The sequence below is a fragment of the Streptomyces sp. NBC_01471 genome, from assembly GCF_041438865.1.
GTDB lineage: Bacteria > Actinomycetota > Actinomycetes > Streptomycetales > Streptomycetaceae > Streptomyces.
Window position 1 is genome coordinate 1,526,186 of the sequence record NZ_CP109450.1, and the last position, 16,547, is coordinate 1,542,732.

At 66.3% G+C, this 16,547-nt stretch carries 15 protein-coding genes; 5 read left to right on the forward strand and 10 right to left on the reverse strand.

The window, feature by feature from the left end:
* Positions 1 to 5: 5 nt before the first annotated feature.
* From OG285_RS06735 to OG285_RS06780, 10 genes are all read right to left on the reverse strand, one after another.
* Positions 6 to 773 carry a class I SAM-dependent methyltransferase gene (locus OG285_RS06735; protein ID WP_356830147.1) on the reverse strand — a complete coding sequence of 256 codons (768 nt, stop codon included), beginning with the start codon at positions 771 to 773 and terminating at the stop codon, positions 6 to 8.
* The gene (locus OG285_RS06740; RefSeq protein WP_356830145.1) at positions 770 to 1,612 is read right to left on the reverse strand and encodes a methyltransferase domain-containing protein; all 843 of its coding nucleotides are present in this window, start codon (positions 1,610 to 1,612) and stop codon (positions 770 to 772) included. The genes OG285_RS06735 and OG285_RS06740 overlap by 4 nt, the downstream gene beginning before the upstream one ends.
* A 66-nt stretch (positions 1,613 to 1,678) precedes the next feature.
* Complete coding sequence (locus tag OG285_RS06745) at positions 1,679 to 2,605, reverse strand: phytanoyl-CoA dioxygenase family protein (RefSeq protein ID WP_371790501.1); 927 nt, start codon at positions 2,603 to 2,605, stop codon at positions 1,679 to 1,681.
* Positions 2,606 to 2,613: 8 nt separating this feature from the next.
* Complete coding sequence (locus OG285_RS06750) at positions 2,614 to 3,681, reverse strand: asparagine synthetase A (protein ID WP_371790502.1); 1,068 nt, start codon at positions 3,679 to 3,681, stop codon at positions 2,614 to 2,616.
* Positions 3,672 to 4,511: a ChbG/HpnK family deacetylase gene (locus tag OG285_RS06755; RefSeq protein ID WP_356830139.1), complete on the reverse strand. Its 840-nt coding sequence runs from the start codon at positions 4,509 to 4,511 to the stop codon at positions 3,672 to 3,674. Before OG285_RS06755 ends, OG285_RS06750 begins: the two co-directional genes overlap by 10 nt.
* The gene (locus OG285_RS06760; protein WP_356830137.1) at positions 4,508 to 5,104 is read right to left on the reverse strand and encodes a class I SAM-dependent methyltransferase; all 597 of its coding nucleotides are present in this window, start codon (positions 5,102 to 5,104) and stop codon (positions 4,508 to 4,510) included. The genes OG285_RS06755 and OG285_RS06760 overlap by 4 nt, the downstream gene beginning before the upstream one ends.
* Positions 5,101 to 7,131: an aminotransferase class III-fold pyridoxal phosphate-dependent enzyme gene (locus OG285_RS06765; protein ID WP_371793471.1), complete on the reverse strand. Its 2,031-nt coding sequence runs from the start codon at positions 7,129 to 7,131 to the stop codon at positions 5,101 to 5,103. Before OG285_RS06765 ends, OG285_RS06760 begins: the two co-directional genes overlap by 4 nt.
* Before the next feature lie 64 nt (positions 7,132 to 7,195).
* On the reverse strand, positions 7,196 to 8,416 hold the full coding sequence (locus tag OG285_RS06770; protein ID WP_371790503.1) for a hypothetical protein: 1,221 nt from the start codon (positions 8,414 to 8,416) through the stop codon (positions 7,196 to 7,198).
* Positions 8,417 to 8,438: 22 nt separating this feature from the next.
* Positions 8,439 to 8,894 (reverse strand): hypothetical protein, encoded by a 456-nt coding sequence (locus tag OG285_RS06775; protein WP_356830133.1) that lies wholly within the window; start codon positions 8,892 to 8,894, stop codon positions 8,439 to 8,441.
* Positions 8,878 to 9,867 carry a S66 peptidase family protein gene (locus OG285_RS06780; protein WP_356830131.1) on the reverse strand — a complete coding sequence of 330 codons (990 nt, stop codon included), beginning with the start codon at positions 9,865 to 9,867 and terminating at the stop codon, positions 8,878 to 8,880. The genes OG285_RS06775 and OG285_RS06780 overlap by 17 nt, the downstream gene beginning before the upstream one ends.
* A gap of 384 nt (positions 9,868 to 10,251) precedes the next feature.
* On the opposite strand from OG285_RS06780, the gene OG285_RS06785 reads away from it, so the two are divergent.
* The 5 genes from OG285_RS06785 to OG285_RS06805 all read left to right on the forward strand — a co-directional run bounded on the left by OG285_RS06785 (position 10,252) and on the right by OG285_RS06805 (position 16,532).
* Entirely contained in the window at positions 10,252 to 10,737 is a 486-nt protein-coding gene (locus tag OG285_RS06785) for a hypothetical protein (RefSeq protein ID WP_371790504.1), read from the forward strand.
* 471 nt (positions 10,738 to 11,208) lie between these two features.
* Complete coding sequence (locus OG285_RS06790; RefSeq protein WP_371790505.1) at positions 11,209 to 13,488, forward strand: peptidase domain-containing ABC transporter; 2,280 nt, start codon at positions 11,209 to 11,211, stop codon at positions 13,486 to 13,488.
* Positions 13,485 to 14,840 (forward strand): condensation domain-containing protein, encoded by a 1,356-nt coding sequence (locus OG285_RS06795; RefSeq protein WP_371790506.1) that lies wholly within the window; start codon positions 13,485 to 13,487, stop codon positions 14,838 to 14,840. Before OG285_RS06790 ends, OG285_RS06795 begins: the two co-directional genes overlap by 4 nt.
* Positions 14,837 to 15,106 carry an acyl carrier protein gene (locus OG285_RS06800; protein WP_356830123.1) on the forward strand — a complete coding sequence of 90 codons (270 nt, stop codon included), beginning with the start codon at positions 14,837 to 14,839 and terminating at the stop codon, positions 15,104 to 15,106. The genes OG285_RS06795 and OG285_RS06800 overlap by 4 nt, the downstream gene beginning before the upstream one ends.
* A 4-nt stretch (positions 15,107 to 15,110) precedes the next feature.
* Positions 15,111 to 16,532, forward strand: coding sequence for a class I adenylate-forming enzyme family protein (locus OG285_RS06805; protein ID WP_371790507.1), 1,422 nt, complete (start codon positions 15,111 to 15,113; stop codon positions 16,530 to 16,532).
* The last annotated feature ends 15 nt before the right edge of the window (positions 16,533 to 16,547 follow it).

The following is a 16,547-nucleotide window of genomic DNA, read 5'->3' on the forward strand; positions in this document are numbered from 1 at the left end:
TGCGGTCAGGCGGCCGGGGCCGGTCCGCGTACGAAGGTCCATGTCTCGCGCATGGTCTTCGGGCCCGGGTGGTGGTCCTCGTAGTCCTCCGTCACGGTGGCCGCCTCGAAGCCTGCCATCCGACCGGCGGAACGGATCTCCTCCGGATCGAACCACCACTGGCTGTGCTGCTCGACCTGCTTGGCGAAGCCTTCGGTGCCCCGCGTGAACAGGCTGATGGTGAAGTCGCAGCGGTGCTCTTCGGGGTGGTATCGGTTACGCCACACATAGGCGAAACTGTCCAGGTCGTCGCCGTAGTGACTGTTGCCGTGCAGGTTCTCCAGCTTGTACCGGGTGTTGACGTCGAACACGAACAGCCCGCCAGGGCGCAGTGCCTTGGCGACGCAGGTGAACAGCTCCGGCAGTTGGTCGGGCCGGAAGTAGTTGACACTGTCGAAGCTGCACACAGCCGCGTCGTAGGACGCGTCGGCTACGGGCAGGGGTGCGGGCAGCCGGACGTGGAACAGTTCGGTGCCCGGCGCTGTGCGGGTGCGGGCCCGCATCAGCATGCCCTCGGACCCGTCGGCACCGCTGACCTCAAGCCCCTGCATCTGCAGCAGCGCGATGAGACTGCCCGTGCCGCAGCACACATCGAGGACTCGTCGGACGTCGCCGTGGGCGCTGAAGCGGTCGGCCAGGTAAGCCGCCCACCGGGAGTAGTCGTTCTGGGCAGTCCACCGGTCGTAGACCGCCGACAGCGCGTCGTAGGGAACAGTCGACGCCGTGGCGCTCACGGCCTGCGCACCTTGATCGCCAGATTGGTGCCGCGTTCGGCCCACGCGTCGTGCCGGCTGGCCTCCAGCTCCAGAGCCAGGACCGTACGGAAGTACTCCTCATCCTTCAGGGCACGTGAGATGTCGCTGATCTTGTCGTACGGGTAACCGAAGTCCTCCGGTCCCGGCAGAGCGAGTGCCGTGACGCCGAAGACCCGCTCGCCGACCAGGCCGGCACCGGTGGCAAGAGACTTCAGCTCATCGGCCGAGAAGACCCGCAACGGCGGCACGTGCTCGGACCACCGCACGATACGAGTGGCCATCAGGGCAGCCAGCTCCTCGGGACCGGCGCCGTCCCGGAGGATCTTCGAGGAGAGGGCGTTCGACAGGGAGTGGCTCATGAGGAAGCCCGTCGCGCCGGGACGCATGGCCCGGTGGATGGTCTCGAAGGCCGCGGCCGGGTTGTCGAGGAAGGAGAGTACGCCGTAGGTGCTGATCACCGCGTCGTAGGACGCGTCGACCAGTTCGGGGGCGTCCTCCACATCGCAGTGGACGAGCTCGACGCGGTCGGCCACGGACGATGCCCGGCGATTGGTCTCCGCCTGCCGGAGCATGTCGGCAGATTTGTCCGCAACGGTGACGTCGACACCGAACTCGGTGGCCAGCCAGATGCCCCATCGGCCCGTACCACCACCCACGTCCAGGACGCGCTGACCGCTCTTGAGGTCGAGGTGGCGTCGGATCAGCTCCTTGATCAACTCGTCGGCCAGCCGCCAGTAGGTGGCCTCATAAAAACCTTCGACGTTGCCAGCATACGGCTCGAAGAATTTCTCGAACTGAGCATCAGTCATCAGCGACATGGGACTTCTCCTTGCGGGGTGTTGGGGTGTTGCGCTCGATGAGTCGGGCGGTCGGTCTCGTGCCCGTCAGGCGATCTGCCGACGGTCGGCCAGCAGTCTGGAAGGCTGCGGGACAAGGCCAGCCAGGTACTCGCCGTAGTCGACGCCGTCGGGCATCGGAACGAGACGCACTCGGTCGGGCAGTCGGTACCACTCATCGGTGGACCAGCCGGCCGCGATCTCGTCCCAGTCAGGGGTCATGGGCCAGCCGTGCGGGTGTGTGAACTCCGCCCGCATCGGATCGTCGACGAGTTGGTATCGGAGGTCGGTGGAGAGTCGCAGTTCGTCGCTCGCGTTGGGACCGCCGCCATGCACGGTCAAGCTGTGGAACAGCACCAGGTCACCAGGCGCGTAGTCGGCCGTGGCCCAGGCCGGATCGTCCGACGGCACAGAAAGATATAGGGGGCGGCGTCCGCCGAGCGATGCATCGGGGGGCAGGAACCCACGCAGCTGGGAGCCCGGGATCAGCCGTAGGCCCTGCTTGTCCTCGTCACAGCGGGTGAAGGGAATCCAGCACGTCACCACATCGGTGGTGACGTGCTGTACCACGTAGTCCTGATGGGCCCGGGTCGCGTACTCGCCGGCGGACTGGGGCGCGATGCGCACGACCCGCGCGGGGTGGCAGAAGATCTCGCCGCCGAACAGCCGTTCCATGAATGCCCAGAGGACGGCGTCGAACGCGATCCGGTGGACGCTCTCCAGCCGCAGCACCGCTGGGTACAAAGTGCGGAAGGAATGGGGACGGAAACCGAGTCCCCGCCCGGCGGCAGCAAGTCTGTCCGGATCGGCGAGCCATCCGACGGAGTGCAGCACGGCGCGCAGCTCAGACTGTACGGCGACGACCTCGGAGGCATCGAGAAATCCCGGTAGATAGAGATATCCGTCTTCGGCCAGTCGGTCACGCAGCTTTTCGGCGTCCTTGAGTATGTCGGACGAATCACGAAGGTGGTGCACGAAGGCTCCTAAGGAAGGATGGTGCGACCGTTCACGCGCGGCAGCAGCTCCAGATCGCGGATGTCTCGCTGACCGAGCAACCACATCAGGAAACGCTCGACGCCCATGCCGAAGCCGGCGGTGCGCAGGGGATTCTCGGTCTTCATCTGCACGTACCACTCGTATCCCTCGGTCGGCACTGCGTGTTGCCGCAAGGCACCAAGGACTTCGTTGCCGTTGACATGCCTTTCGCCGGCTCCGACAACCTCGCCGGGGCCGAAAAGCAGGTCTCCGTTGAGTGCCCGTCCTTGTGCGTCCTGCCTCTGGTAGAACGGCACGGCCAACGTGTCCCAGTGGGTCACCCACAAGAAGTCGCCGTATATTTTCATGAGTTGGCGCTCGCCGGCTCGCGTGAGGTTGCGCCAGCCGTCCTCGCGGTCGATGTAACGCGGATCGTGGTCCAGCGCGGCACTCGCTTCATCGAAGGTCAGGCGCCGGAAGGCACGCGGGCCGTCGAGTAGCGCCGTGATGTGGTCCATCGATCCCGCGGCCGCGCGGATGAGGCCCTCGTGCCGGCCCGCCAATTCCCCGACAACATGGCGCAGGTACGCCTCTACGACGGTCATGACGTCGTGCAGGCCGCCGGGAATCTCGGCCTCGCTGTGAAAGAACTGGCACAGATGCGTCGCGTCGGGTGCCTCGCCGCGAAATGACGGCATCAGGTAATAGGCTCCGCGGTCGGCCAGCCGACAAAGGTACTCAAGGCTGAACTGCATGGAGTCGGCGAGGTATGTCGGCGCCCCGAAGAGGTCTACCTCGACCGGCAGCGAGTCACTGCCGAGGCCCATCGGCGAGGACACCGATCCGGTGGTCACCGGCAGATGACCGAATCGAATTCCACGTTCGGTCCAGAACTGCACAGTCGCCGAGGTGAAAGCGTCCTGGAGTGTGACCAGCGCCGCGTACCACGGACTTCCCATCACCGTCAGATAGTGGGTGTCGGGTATCCGCCAGGAGCCGGGCGGGGTCAGGGTGGCGGGAGTCGCTGTCGGACCGGACTCCGGTGCCGTCGCAGAGGGTGTCGTTTTCACGAACATATCGGTGACTTCCTTTCTCGGTTCTCGGTTTGCTCCGTGCTGAAGCCGGACTGCTCAGACCGGGCCGTGGGCAAGGGCGCGAGGGTGATGCCCCAGCTCGCACAAGCCCTCAGAAAGCGTGGGTCGAGGAGAGTGGCAAGGTCGCTTGTCCGAATGGGCCGCGCCCATTTCCAGCGGCGTGAGCCGGAGTCGGTGAGCATGTCGAGCTCTGGCCGGTCTGCCGCCGGGTGGGCGACCACCATGTGGGTCCCCGGCGGCAGGGTCGAAAGATGGCCGAGCAGGTCGTCCATCTTGGAACCCTCCGGGCGAGTGGAAAGGTGCCACACGGAATCCACTGCCATCGGAATGCCGGGTGCGGGCACTTCATCCCGGCACGGGATCCCCCACTGAGCACTGACGTCGGCCAGGATGTGCGGGTCGAAGACGCCCACGTGCGATTCACAGTGGCGGGGAACGAGACCCGCGGCCACCATCACCCGTAGCTGCTCGCAGAGTTCCGCATGTACCTCCTCCGGATCGGCGTCCGCGGCACGCAGCTCAGGAGGACCCGGCAGGTAAGCGCCGTCGGGCGACCGCAAGGTGTCCGCCCGGGTGAGGGGGTAGTAGCGCAGCCCCTCCCACTCGCAGGCCAGGACAAGATGCGCGCCCAGGGGGAGGCCATGCTTGCGGGCCAGCCACATCGCCCGGTTCGCGTCCGGCGCCGGGACCATGACCGAAGCCTGCGTCACCACCCCGGCGCGGTGGGCCTCCAGAATGCCGTCCGTCACTGCGGGGCACATACCGAAGTCGTCCGCCTGGACGACCAGGACACGCTCTGCGACCTGACTCACCTCTGCTCCTCTCGCGTGATCACGTGCAGCAACCAGTTGCGCCGGCTGTGCCCTGTCACGAGTTGGTGGGCCGTGTCGCCCATTGCGCGAACATCCCGGTCCAGATCCGCGATGAGGGAGTGCCAGTCAGGGTGCCTGTCGGCCGACGGCTGGTAGAGCGAGATGAGCAGTTGCCCACCGGGCGCCACCAGGTCGAGCATCCGGGCAATGGCCGAAAGCGGTTCGTCGAGGTAGTACAGGACCTCGCTGAGGACCACGGTGTCGAAGCTTCCACGCAAGGGAAGACGGGAGGCGTCCGCACACAACAGCCACTCGTCACGTCGACGGATCCTCTTCGCCAGGACGGTGTGCGACCAGTCGATTCCCAGGTACCGGCCGCTGAAGTCGTCGCCGAGATGGTCGCGCAGCACACCCGCACCGCAGCCCACGTCCAGCACGCTTGCCGCTCGGGCGGTCCGGATGCGCGCGCAGATCGCGGCGTAGCGTGCCTGTTCCGGGCCTTCGGCGAGGTAGTCCCAGCGGCCCGATCCGAACTGCTCGTTCCATTCGTCGCGCGTGATCCTGGGTACCTGGGGGGTGGTCCGGCCGGTCATGTCGGGACCCTCTGCCCGCCTGCGACAGCTTCGCGGAATCGTCTTTCGGCGAAGACCTCTTCCGCCGCGGCGAGCGCGAAATCCACCTGCTCCATGCGGTGCGCGGCGGTCACGAAGTTGACGTCTCTGCGAAGCAGCACACCACGCTGCGCCATTCCGGCCAGGAACGCCTCGGCGATACACGCGTTGCGCGCGCGGTCCTCGGCGAAGCGCAGGCAGGGCATGGGGTCGTAGCCGACCGCCACCGGGGCGTGCGCGGCCTCGGCCGCGACGCGGTTGAGGCCCTCACGCAGGCGTCGGCCGAGGGTGGCGATGTGCGTGTAGTAGTCGCTCTGCGCGTAGTGCCGCAGGGCGGCTTTCATCACTTCCAGGGAGACGGTCTCGCCGGCGAAGGTGCTGGACACACGCAGCTGTTCGAAGGCGGTCATCGTCCGCCGGGGGCCCGCGACCGCGGCCAGGGGCGCCCCCGCCGCCAGACCTTTGGAGAAGCAGATCAGGTCGGCTTCGACTCCGAGGTGCTCTCCGAGTCCGCCGGCAGCGAGCCGGAAGCCGGTGACTACCTCGTCGAGGACGAGCAGCGCGCCGGCCTGGCGGCAGGCGTCACGCAGTGCCGTCAGGAACCCCGTAGTCAACTCGCGGTGGTACGGCGTGGACACCATCACGCATGCGATCCGGTCGTCGCGTACCCGAAGGTCTTCCAGCAGCCGCTCGTCGTCCTGCGCGGAGGACAGTTCGATCCTGGTCGTGAGCGCGAGCAGAGACGCGGGAACGCCCGGGCTGGAACCGATCAACTGGTCGTGCCAGCCGTGGTATCCAGCCAGCAGCACCTCGTCCCGTCCGGTCAGCAAACGGGCGAGCCGTATCGCGGCAGCGCACGCCTCGGCGCCCGTCTTCAGAAAACGGACCATCTCCACGCCCGGCACCGTCTCGGCGAGGAGTTCGGCGGCCGTGACCTCGGACGGTGTCGGCAGCGAAAGCAGCAGTCCCCGGGGAGACTTCTCCTTGAGGGTGTTCGTGACGACCGGATGGTTGTGGCCAAGGGTCGCCGCTCCCAGCCCCGCCACGAAGTCGACGTAGGTCTGTCCGTCCACGTCCCGGACCTGGGCACCGTCACCGCGTTCCAGATATACGGGATAGTGACCGTCGGCGAAATTCTCCGGTCGTTTTTGGTACGTGTGTGTCAATCCCGGCGTGACCCGCTCGGCCCGGCGGCGCAGTTCGGCCGACCGACGCAGATCCAGAGTCCCCGTGCGGGCGCGGGGCAACGGACCGTTCTCCGGTATTCGATCGAGATGCTCAGGGGTGAGTGACCGGTACTTCCGATGCCGAGCGACCCAGGCTCGTCCGATGTCGTGAACCACCACGTCACGGGTGAAATGGACCCGGTGCCGGTCATATCCGTCCTCCGCGAGTACTTGTTCGCGGATACGCTCGTCGACGCAGAGTGATGGGTCGTTCACCGCCAGGGCGCGGGCGACAACCGGGGCCCACAAGGCAGTTCGGTGCACGTGTGGGCCCAGAGGCATGTAGTGCGCGGCCCAGCTCGGTCTCTCCAGCCTGACAAGCGGGACTTTGGTGTCTGTGACGAAGGTGGCCTCGCCGGGCCTTTCGAAGGTACCGCCACGTGCCATGTGCGAGTTCCCGAAAACGATCTGGGTCGCCTCGCAGCCGTACAGGTCGTCGATCAGGCCATCGAGGTCGACAGCGCCGCTGAACTCCCAGTCGTCCTCCAGGTGGACACCGACGGGCGACACCGTGTGGGACAGCAGCACTCCGAGTGCGGCCGGCAGCCCGACCTGACGGGGGAACTCTTCGAGCACCACCTCCGTCACCCTCGGGTCCACTTCCCTCAAGTCACGCAGGAAGGAGAGCGTTCGGGACCGCTCCTCGGACGGGACCGAGTAGGCCGGGTCGACCGTGACGACGACACGGAAGTATCCGCTGAAGGTGACGTACTTGAAAAAGCTGGTGAAAGTATGCAATGCGGTGTCGCGTCCCACTGATGTGGTCGTGATGTCGATCACCATTGGCACGTGGGATTCGCTCCTCGTGAACATACCGACCTCCTACGGTTGAGGCGGGGCAACGCGTTTAGTAGAAACGTCCGCTTTCGCTGATCAGGTGATCACTGCCGGGAGCGGCGCAATGGACACAACGGGACGCACGGTGCGGCACGATCCGGCCGAACACCGGAACCCGACGGCTCGCGGCACATCCGTCGCACACTCCCGAAACCAGCCCGAAGCGTTCGATGCCGTGCTGCAACCGCGCCCGGGTGAGCTCCAGTTGACGTCTGTCGTAGCCGGCGAGTTCGGCCCGCACCGCGGTGGCGTCGGGGTACGGCGTGGTCGACGCGTGGCCGATCGGTCCGCGACGGGCCACACGCCATGTGCCGTCACGCCGGACTCCGTAGGCGAGCGGCGCACCGCTGCGGAGCAGACGACGTTCGACCCGGTTGCGACGGAAGGGAACGTCCTCATCAGCGGCGAGCGTGACCGTCTGCACGCGGATGCCGTCCAGGCTGCTCAACCACGGTTTTATGTCGCTGATGCCCGACGGTGCCACCACCCCTGCCTGGACCGGAGTCAGTACGGAGGGAAGTCCGAGGCCGCCGCGGTCGAGATGGTGCATGCTCACCAGGGCGAGCACCTTGCCGGTGAAGCCGATGTCAAGCAGGTCGCCGGTGACGCCCAGGGCTTTCCGATACGGGGAAGCCATCAGGTAGGTCGTCGCCAGCACGGTCGGCCGTCCGTCGCGAAGACACGAAACGGTGAGGTGGCACGTCTCTCCATAGGAAGAGAGGGCATCGGTCGCCACGGTCAGCACCGGCAGTCCGAAGGCTTCGAAGGTGCGACGGACGACACGCTGGTAGGACGCCAGGGCCCCAGGCCCCTCGCCAGCAGGCAGCAGTTGGTTCAGCTGTATGCCCGGCCAGATGTAGCGCTCACGGAACAACGGCGCACCGGAGCCTCGCAGGTGCCGCAGCAGGCCCCCGGTCGAGACCACCGATCCTGGGTGCCGGTGCCGTTGCAGCCACGCGACGTTGAGATGAAGGTTGTCCGCGCGCAGCACCCAGCCCGCGCGGGACTCTTCGGTACCGGGCAGCCGGTAGGTGTTCCTGTAGTCCGGGAAGACCCGCTCGTAGTCATCACGCCGGTGCAGGAAGGGATGCTCGACGCGGGCGACCGGAGCCACGGCGCCGGCCTTCTCCACGAAGATGTCCACCATTCTGCGGACCACGTCCAGACCGAGGGCACGCCACGGTGTGATGCCGCTTCCCCAGCCACCATTTGCCACGATGCCCGCGTTCACCAGAGCGCGGTGGTAAAGGGTGTCAGGCATGGTCCGCCCTTTCCGGCTCGGCGGGCAGGACGGCGGCCACCCAGCAGCATGGACGGTTCCAGGCCGTGTCCCACTTGGCGGCCACTCGCTCGGCGATGGGGGAAAGCTCCTCCACCAGCGTTCCTGCCAGGCTCTCCGCACCGGGCAGGTCAGCAGTGAACGCCTGCACGAGCAGCAGACCGTCGCGTTCCCCCGCCTCTTCCAGGTCGGCACCGACGGAATAGCAACGATCGAGTCCGCGACGAAGCCAGTCAGAGGGCACGATCTCGAAGTCAGTACCGAAACTACGCAGATACCAGGCCTGGTCACCGGGATCGAGCCGGACCACGCGTGGATAGCGCAGTCCGCTGCCGAGCGGTGCTGCCGGCACATCGAGGACCTCCTCGATGCGGTGCTGCCGCATCACACCTGCGACATGGCGCAGGCCGAGCTCAGCGGACCGCCGCATCGAGCACCTCCACGGACCGGGTCCGCGCGTCGACTCGGGCACGTACTCCGAGCGGAAGAGTCAGCATCGGGTCGCTGTGTCCGATGTCGAGACCGGCGACCACGGGGACGCGATATCTCGCCGTAGTCGACCGGACCAGCTGCCGAAGAGCGGTCTCGAAACCATCGGGGGCACGGAACGACCGGCCGAGCAGCAGCGCCGCCATCTTGTCGAAAACCCTCAGCATGCGGAGCTGAGTCAGTGACTGTTCGACGACGCGGATGTCGGTGGCACAGGTCTCCAGGAAGACGACGGCCCCAGTGAGGTCGGGAAGGTAGTCCGTCCCAGCGAGGAGACCGATGGTTTCCAGGTTGCCACCCAGCAGGGGCCCGGTACCTGTCCCGGCGTGTAGCCACTGCCAGCCGTCCCCCGGGCGCAGCCTGCGCGCGCGATCGTCACTCTCGTCCCACAAGAGCATTTCATCGGTGTGCTCCTCGGCCGGCGTGAGACGCCCCAGCGGCTGCGGACGGGCAACGGCCCGCAGAAGCTTGTCGCGGGTGTAAGGAAGAATCTGTGGATACTCTGCCAACTCCGGCAGGAGCGTGGGCCCGTGAAAGGTCACCAGGCCCGCTCGGCGATGTACCGCCAACAAAATGGTGGTGATGTCGCTGTAGCCGAGAATGATTTTGGGGTCGGCCCGAAGGGCGTCGTAATCGAGTGCCTCAAGCACAGCGTTGCTGTTCAAGCCTCCCAAAGAGGCGACGACACAGCGCACTTCGGGGTCCGCGAAGAATCTGTTGAGCTCGTCGACCCGTTGATCCGGTGTCGCGTTCTGGACTCCGCCGGCAGCAAGGGGTCCCATACGGACTTCATAGCCCAGCTCGCGCAGCGCCTCGGCTCCGCGAGCCAGCCTCCTCGGTGTCATCACCGGTGCGGATGGGGTGGCCACGGCCACCACGTCACCCTTACGCAGACGCGGGGGTGCGAACAGCAAGGTGTCCTCCGTGAGTACGGGCGTCCCCGCTGCCGGTCCCTGTGCACCAATTGCCCGGGGACCTTCCATAACTGCCTCCAGATGAAAAGCGACTGCGACTGCGACGAGTGCCGGCCACTCATCCAGGAACCCGAACCGCCCTGTGTCGGGCCGGGCTCGTGGCGAGATGCGATCCGCGCCGGAAGTCACTGCCGCGTCGCGCTGTCGCATCTCATGATCGGCCAACGGATGCCGTCTCTCCAGTCACGGCTTTCGGGTACCTGCTTTCCGTGAGTGGTCGCACCGGACGTCGCGTGCGAAGGTGTTGCCCGTTCACCGGCCTGCCGCAACATGGGCACAGCCGGACGCCCCCTACCTTCATTCATGATCTACAGGAGGCGCAGCGTGCCCCGGACCCAACTGCCTTGGGCCGTCTTCGACATCGACGGAGTCGTGGCGGATGTCACGCACCGGCTGCCCCACCTGGCCGGTTCTCCGCAGGACTGGAACGCGTTCTTTCAGCACGCGAGTGGCGACGTACCGCTGCCAGAAGGGCTGATGCTCGCCGCCGATGTGGGCGGGACGCACGAGGTGGTCTGGTTCACGGGCCGACCTGAGCACATCCGCGGAATCACCATCGACTGGCTCACCGCCCAGGGGATGCCCGTCGGACATCTGTACATGCGCCCCGACGAGGACGATCGGCCGGTGAGCGTCCTCAAAGCGGCTTGGCTCACGCAGCTGGCGCGGGAGCGCCGGGTCGCGCTCGTGGTGGACGACAACGAAGCGGTGGCGGCCGCACTGCTGACCGCCGGCTGGCCTGTGCGGCGTGCGACGTGGGCGACGTCCTCGGTTCTGCTGCAGACGTCGCAGGCGAAGAGCCGGACCTGAGCGGAATCACCGCGCGATTCGCCGAATTCGCATGTCCCGATATCCCTCAGGCGAGAAGCGTGAGATCGATCGGCGCAATTCGAATTATTGAATACTTGCTTCTCCTCGGACGCATGGTTATTGTCATTCACGCAATCAACCGCACACTGCGGAGATGCATTCAACGGACGCTGGGGGAGAAATGCGAACTTCAGCGTTCCAGCAGGAAATGCATATCAATTCAAAGGAGAAAATCATGGAGAACAACGCGATCGACATCACCAACCTGACCGACGAGGAGCTGGACGACATCGTCGGCGGCTTCACCGTCATCACCCCGAACTGCAGCGCGGCCTGACGCCTGTCAGGCCGGACTAGGGGAACGGCATCAGCTGTCGACCCAAGGCGCTGACAGTTGGCCGTGAGGTCTTTAACGCCGGGCGGGCCGGAAAGTCTTCCGGCCCGCCCGGTTCGCCGAGGAGGACGCAGAGGATGACGAGCAGACCACGCTTTCGGGCCGAAGCCCTGGCACACCGCTATTCAAGGGACGGGTTGGGGCCGGTGTTCGGCCGGACGAGCGAGAGCCGTCCGTCAGAGAGCTTTCGCGGAAACATCGCTCGCGCATTCGGCGCTCTTCGTGGCCGGCGCCGGGTGCCGGTCTGCCTGCAGACCCAGCTCAGCGACTGTGGTCCCGCGGCCCTCGTCATGACGCTGCGCCATCACGGGATCGACGCCGATCTCGCCAGGATGCGGGCTGCCATCGATTCGGGCCGCAATGGCGCTTCGGCCCGGACCCTTTTGGATGTCGCCCGCCGGAGCGGGCTGCGGGCACGCGGAGTTCGCACGGATCTGGCAGGTCTGCGGCATCTGCCCGTTGGCAGCATCCTTTTCTGGAACTTCAACCACTTTGTGGTGCTTGAGCAGGCGACGGAGAACTACATCGACATCGTCGACCCCGCTTCGGGTCGCCGTCGACTGAGCGCGCAGACGGTCACGGAGTCGTTCACCGGCGTGGCTCTGGAGTTCGCGCCCCCCTTGGAGCCCGTCAATGTCCGTACGTCCGGTGCGGCGACCGCGCCGGGGCCCTGGCGACTGCTGCGGCACGTCGTACCGCGTGGCCGTGAACTGAGCAAAATCCTCGGTGCCTCGGGAGCTCTCACGGCGCTGGAGTTCGTCCTGCCGGCCGCGGTCAGCGTAATTCTGGGACAAGTGGTTCCCGACCACCTGACCGGGACCCTGTGGCTGATGACGGTGGGACTCGCCGCGCTGGCCGCGCTCTTCCTCGGCCTGCAGACACTGCGGGCCGTGCTGCTGGCAAAACGACAGGCGACGGTCGAGCGCGAACTGACGTGGGGCGTGATGGAACATCTGGTGTCCCTGCCCTACGACTTCTTCACCGTCCACAACCCTGGGGACCTTGCCCTACGCGTCAGAACCAGCAGCACGCTGAACCAGATCCTGAGCATGAGCGCGGTGTCGACATTCTTCGACAGCCTGTTGATCGTCATCTATCTGACAGCCGTCTTCGTCGTCAACCCGCTGCTGGCCACCGTGGTCCTCTCCCTCATCGTGCTGCAGACAGCGGTCATGGCCATCACCTGGCGACAGCAGAGCCGTCTGAGCCACGAGGTGCTGGAACGACAGACCCAGGCGCAGGCCGAACTTGTCGATCTGCTGGAGAGCATCACCAGCCTGAAGTCGGCCGGTACAGAGAGTGTGGCCGCCGAACGCTGGTCGCACTCGTTGGTCGCCGAGGTCAACAAGCGCCTCCATGCGCGGCGGAGCCTCGCGGCCACCACATCGCTCAGCCGCTCCATCCAGTTTCTCGCGCCGATGGTGGTCCTCGTCATCGGAATCTGGCAGGTGCTCGCCGGACACAGTTCGGCAGGCGGGACGCTCGCGTTCATGGCCCTGACCATCTCGTTGTTCGCACCGCTCGGAAACGTCTTCAACACGGCCTCCCAACTGGCCACCGTGCGACCCGCACTGGCGCGTCTCGACGACCTTTTCTCCACCGACCCTGAACCCGCCGGGTCACCTCTTCCCGACGACGGCAAGGCCGAGCCGCTGAACGTGACGGTCCGCGGCCTGTCCTTTCGGCACAAGGGCGCGGTACAGCCGACCCTGACCGATATCGATCTGCGAATCACGCCAGGTCAGTTCGTGGTAGTGGTGGGCCGCTCCGGTTCGGGCAAATCGACGCTCGGACTGCTGCTGGCGGGTCTGCACACACCGACCTCCGGCACCATCGAGGTCGGCGGTCACGACCTGGCCGAACTGCACGGTCCGTCCTACCGGCGCCAGATCGCCTACATCAACCAGGACGCCCACCTGTTCAGTGGCACGATCCGAGAAAACATCCGCTTCGGCGCTGACGAGGTCGCAGACTCTGACGTCTTCGAGGCAGTGAAGCTCGCTCACATCCACGAGGAGATCACCGCCCTGCCGATGGGCTACGAAACGCTAGTTGGCCCCGGAGGTCACGGACTGTCCGGCGGGCAGCGCCAACGTATCGTCCTTGCCCGCGCGTTGGTCCGCCGACCTCGGCTGCTCATTCTGGACGAGGCGACCAGTGCCCTTGACCCCGAGCTCGAAAAGCGCGTCTTTCAGGGGCTGCTCGCCGCCGGGAAGACTGTCGTCTCCGTGGGGCACCGGCTCACCGTGCTGCAGACCGCCGACCAAGTACTGGTGGTCCAGGACGGCCGGATCACCCAGGCAGGCACGCCCGACGCACTCAAGACGGAGGGGGGCGAGTTCATGTGCCTGATATGACGAGTTTCTCGCCCGGTCCTGCGGCGCCCGTCCCCCTGACCTATGAGCAGGAGTGGTACCTCGCCAGAGGACGAGGGATCCGCACCCGGCGCAACGTCCGGCTGTCCTTCCGCATACTCGGCCCCCTCGACACGGACCGCTTCGAGGAGGCTGTGCGCCTCTTCATCGCCCGCCACGATGCCCTGCGCATGGCCCTGGTGCTCAACGACTCCGTGGAAACGCCCGATGCGCAGCAGGTTTCCCCGGTTCGGCCGCACGACCGGTCGATCACCACACAATCTGTCACCGCTGGATCCGCGGATCAGTTCTCCCGCTACGCCGCAGCCGTCTTCTCCCGGGACGTCCTCACTCCGCTGGGCGGTGAGAAGCGTCCTTTCACGCTCCGTCTGCTTCGCCACGACACCGAACACCATGCCTTCCTGGCAACCTTCAACAACGTCTTCTTCGACGGTCGCGCCCACGACCTTTTCAGCCGTGAGATATGGCGGGACTACACCACCCTGCGGGATCCCGGCGGTGTACCGCCGACGGCCGCCCCCTCGTTCGCGCGGGCAGCGCTCGCGCGACACGAGAGCCGTAGCGTGCGCCGGTTGGAACGGGCTCGCACCTCCTGGCACGAACGGATCGAGTTCGCCGCCCGCAATCGCTGGCAGGAACCGGCCGCTTCTCCGACTCCGAGCGGAAGTGTCCATGTACGGCTCTCCGCTTCCGCGGTCGAGGAACTGCGTGAGCACTGCAAGAGTGCGCGCTGTACCGTCATGCACTGGCTCGTCGGCTCGTTCGTGCGGGCCGTCGCAACCCATACCGAACAGCGCCGGGTGAGCCTGTGGACCTCGCTCGACTCTCGAGGCCCCACCGAGCGGGACACAGTCGGGATGTTCGCGGGATCGGCCCCGCTGGCCATCAACGCGCCCGGAGCGCCACTGCACGAAGTGGTTGCCGAGGTCGCGGGCGCGATGGTCGATGCACTGCGGCACCAACAGCTTCCCGCCTGCGACCTGACGGCTCTGCTGACCGCTCCACCAGCTGCCGGCACGTCCGGTGGTCCGCTGCCCCTGGTCGGCGACATATACGTGAATCTGCGTAGCTTTCCCGGTCCGTTGCGCTCGGCCAGGAACAGTTCGAGCCTGCGGATCACAGCCGACGCGTACCCCCTCCGCCGTATCACTCTCAAAGACTCGTCCGCTCTGCATCTGCGGTGCAACGAATACCGCGACGGAGTTCTGATCGACTTGCTGTTCGACGGACAACGTGCTGGCAGGCCCCTTGCCCAGTCCATCGTCGATCAGATCGTTTCGGACACCACCGCCGTCACCAGTCGCCGCTTGTCGTCGGAAAGGTTTCTGCCATGAACCATGACCGCGCTGAACCCCTCCTGCCCCTCGTGATCGCGACCGCCGGTGAAATATTCGGCGATCAGGTGGAACCGAACCAGGATTTCTTCGGCCTGGGCGGAGACTCCGTCACGGCGGTGTGGTTCGCCGACCGGCTGGAAGAGCGGCTCGGCATCGATGTCGACGTCCGAGTGGTTACCGAGTCGGAGAGCTTCGCCGTACTGGCCGACCGGTTGACGGGCATGCCGGCGGCGGCTGTCCGCGCCATTGGCAGGGAAGGCTGACCCGGTGCGTTCCTACCTCTGGAGCCCTTGGAGGACCGCCGCGGCAGATGCCTCGCGTGTGGCCGTCATAGCGGGACCCGAATCGTGCACTTTCGGCGAACTGACCGAACGAGCCGATGCCCTGGGCCGCGGCCTGCGTGAACAGGGACTTCCGGACGGCTGCATTCTGTCCACCGATATCCGCACCGGTCCGGGATTCTTCGCTCTCGCGCTGACAGCGCTGGCCTACGGATACGGGCTGTTCCCGGTCGAGGACGGTCTGCTCAGGTCGGCCGCAGGCCCTCGGCTGCTCTCCGAGATGGGCGTCGCCCTACATGTGACTGCTGGGCCCGCGAGAGCGGGCTCGCTCCCCGTTCGTACGGTCAGCGACGAGTCGCTTGCCGACGCGGGGAGCCGGGGCTCAGCGTCCGCGCCCAGAGTCCCGGCCGGCTACCTGGCCTTCGCGACGTCCGGTACCACCGGCGTACCGCGGGGAGTACCGCGAGTACGTCCCGGACACCCTTACCTCGGGGTCGCCGTCGAAAGCCGGTACGCCGCGGGACCGTCCGTGGGCCCGCACCTCATGGCCAACCCCACGTACCACCTCGGGACACTCGGTCCAGCTCTGTACGCGCTACAGGCGGGAAGTGCCGTGGTCGTACAACGGCACTGGTCACCGCAGGAGTTCGTGCTGCTGGCCGACTGTCACAATGTGGCCAGTACCATGCTGAGTCCCGACCTGCTGGTCGACATCGTGGCGGCAGGCAGTGCTCCTGCCCGGTCGCTGAAGGCGGTCTTCCACGGCGGAGCCGCGTGTCCCCCGGCGATCAAACGCGCGGCTGTCGACCTTCTGGGCCCGGTTCTGCACGAGTACTACGGAACGTCGCGAAGCATCCTCACGGAGATCGACACGATCCAGTGGCTGGACCACCCGGGCTCGGTCGGGCGGGCCCTCCCCGGCATCACACTGACCGTTGAGAGGGACGGAACACCCGTGCCCCCTGGTGTACCGGGCGAGATATGCGCCCGCCTGCGACGTGCCGACAGCACGTCTGTCGACGACCGCGTGCTGCGAACCGGCGATCTTGGCTATCTGGACGACGACGCCTACCTGTACATCCTGGGTCGCGCCGACGAGCAGGACGGATGGCTCGAAGCACTGCTCGAACACCTGGTACGGCAACTACCCGGGGTCACCGATGTCGTGGTGATCGACGCATCCGGGACGGGGGACCCCGAACTCATCTGTCACGTCGAGACCCGTACACCTGAAGGCGCCACCGAACTCGTCCAGGCGATCGGCGTCGCGGCCACCGCTCAGGGCCTTCCAGTCCCGCAGATCGTCGCGCACCCCCGTGGCACACTGCCGCGAACTCCCAGCGGAAAGATCCGTCGTACGGCGCTGACCTCAGGCGTCATGGAAGACCGGCAAGGGCAACCGCAGTGACCACCAGCCCATCTA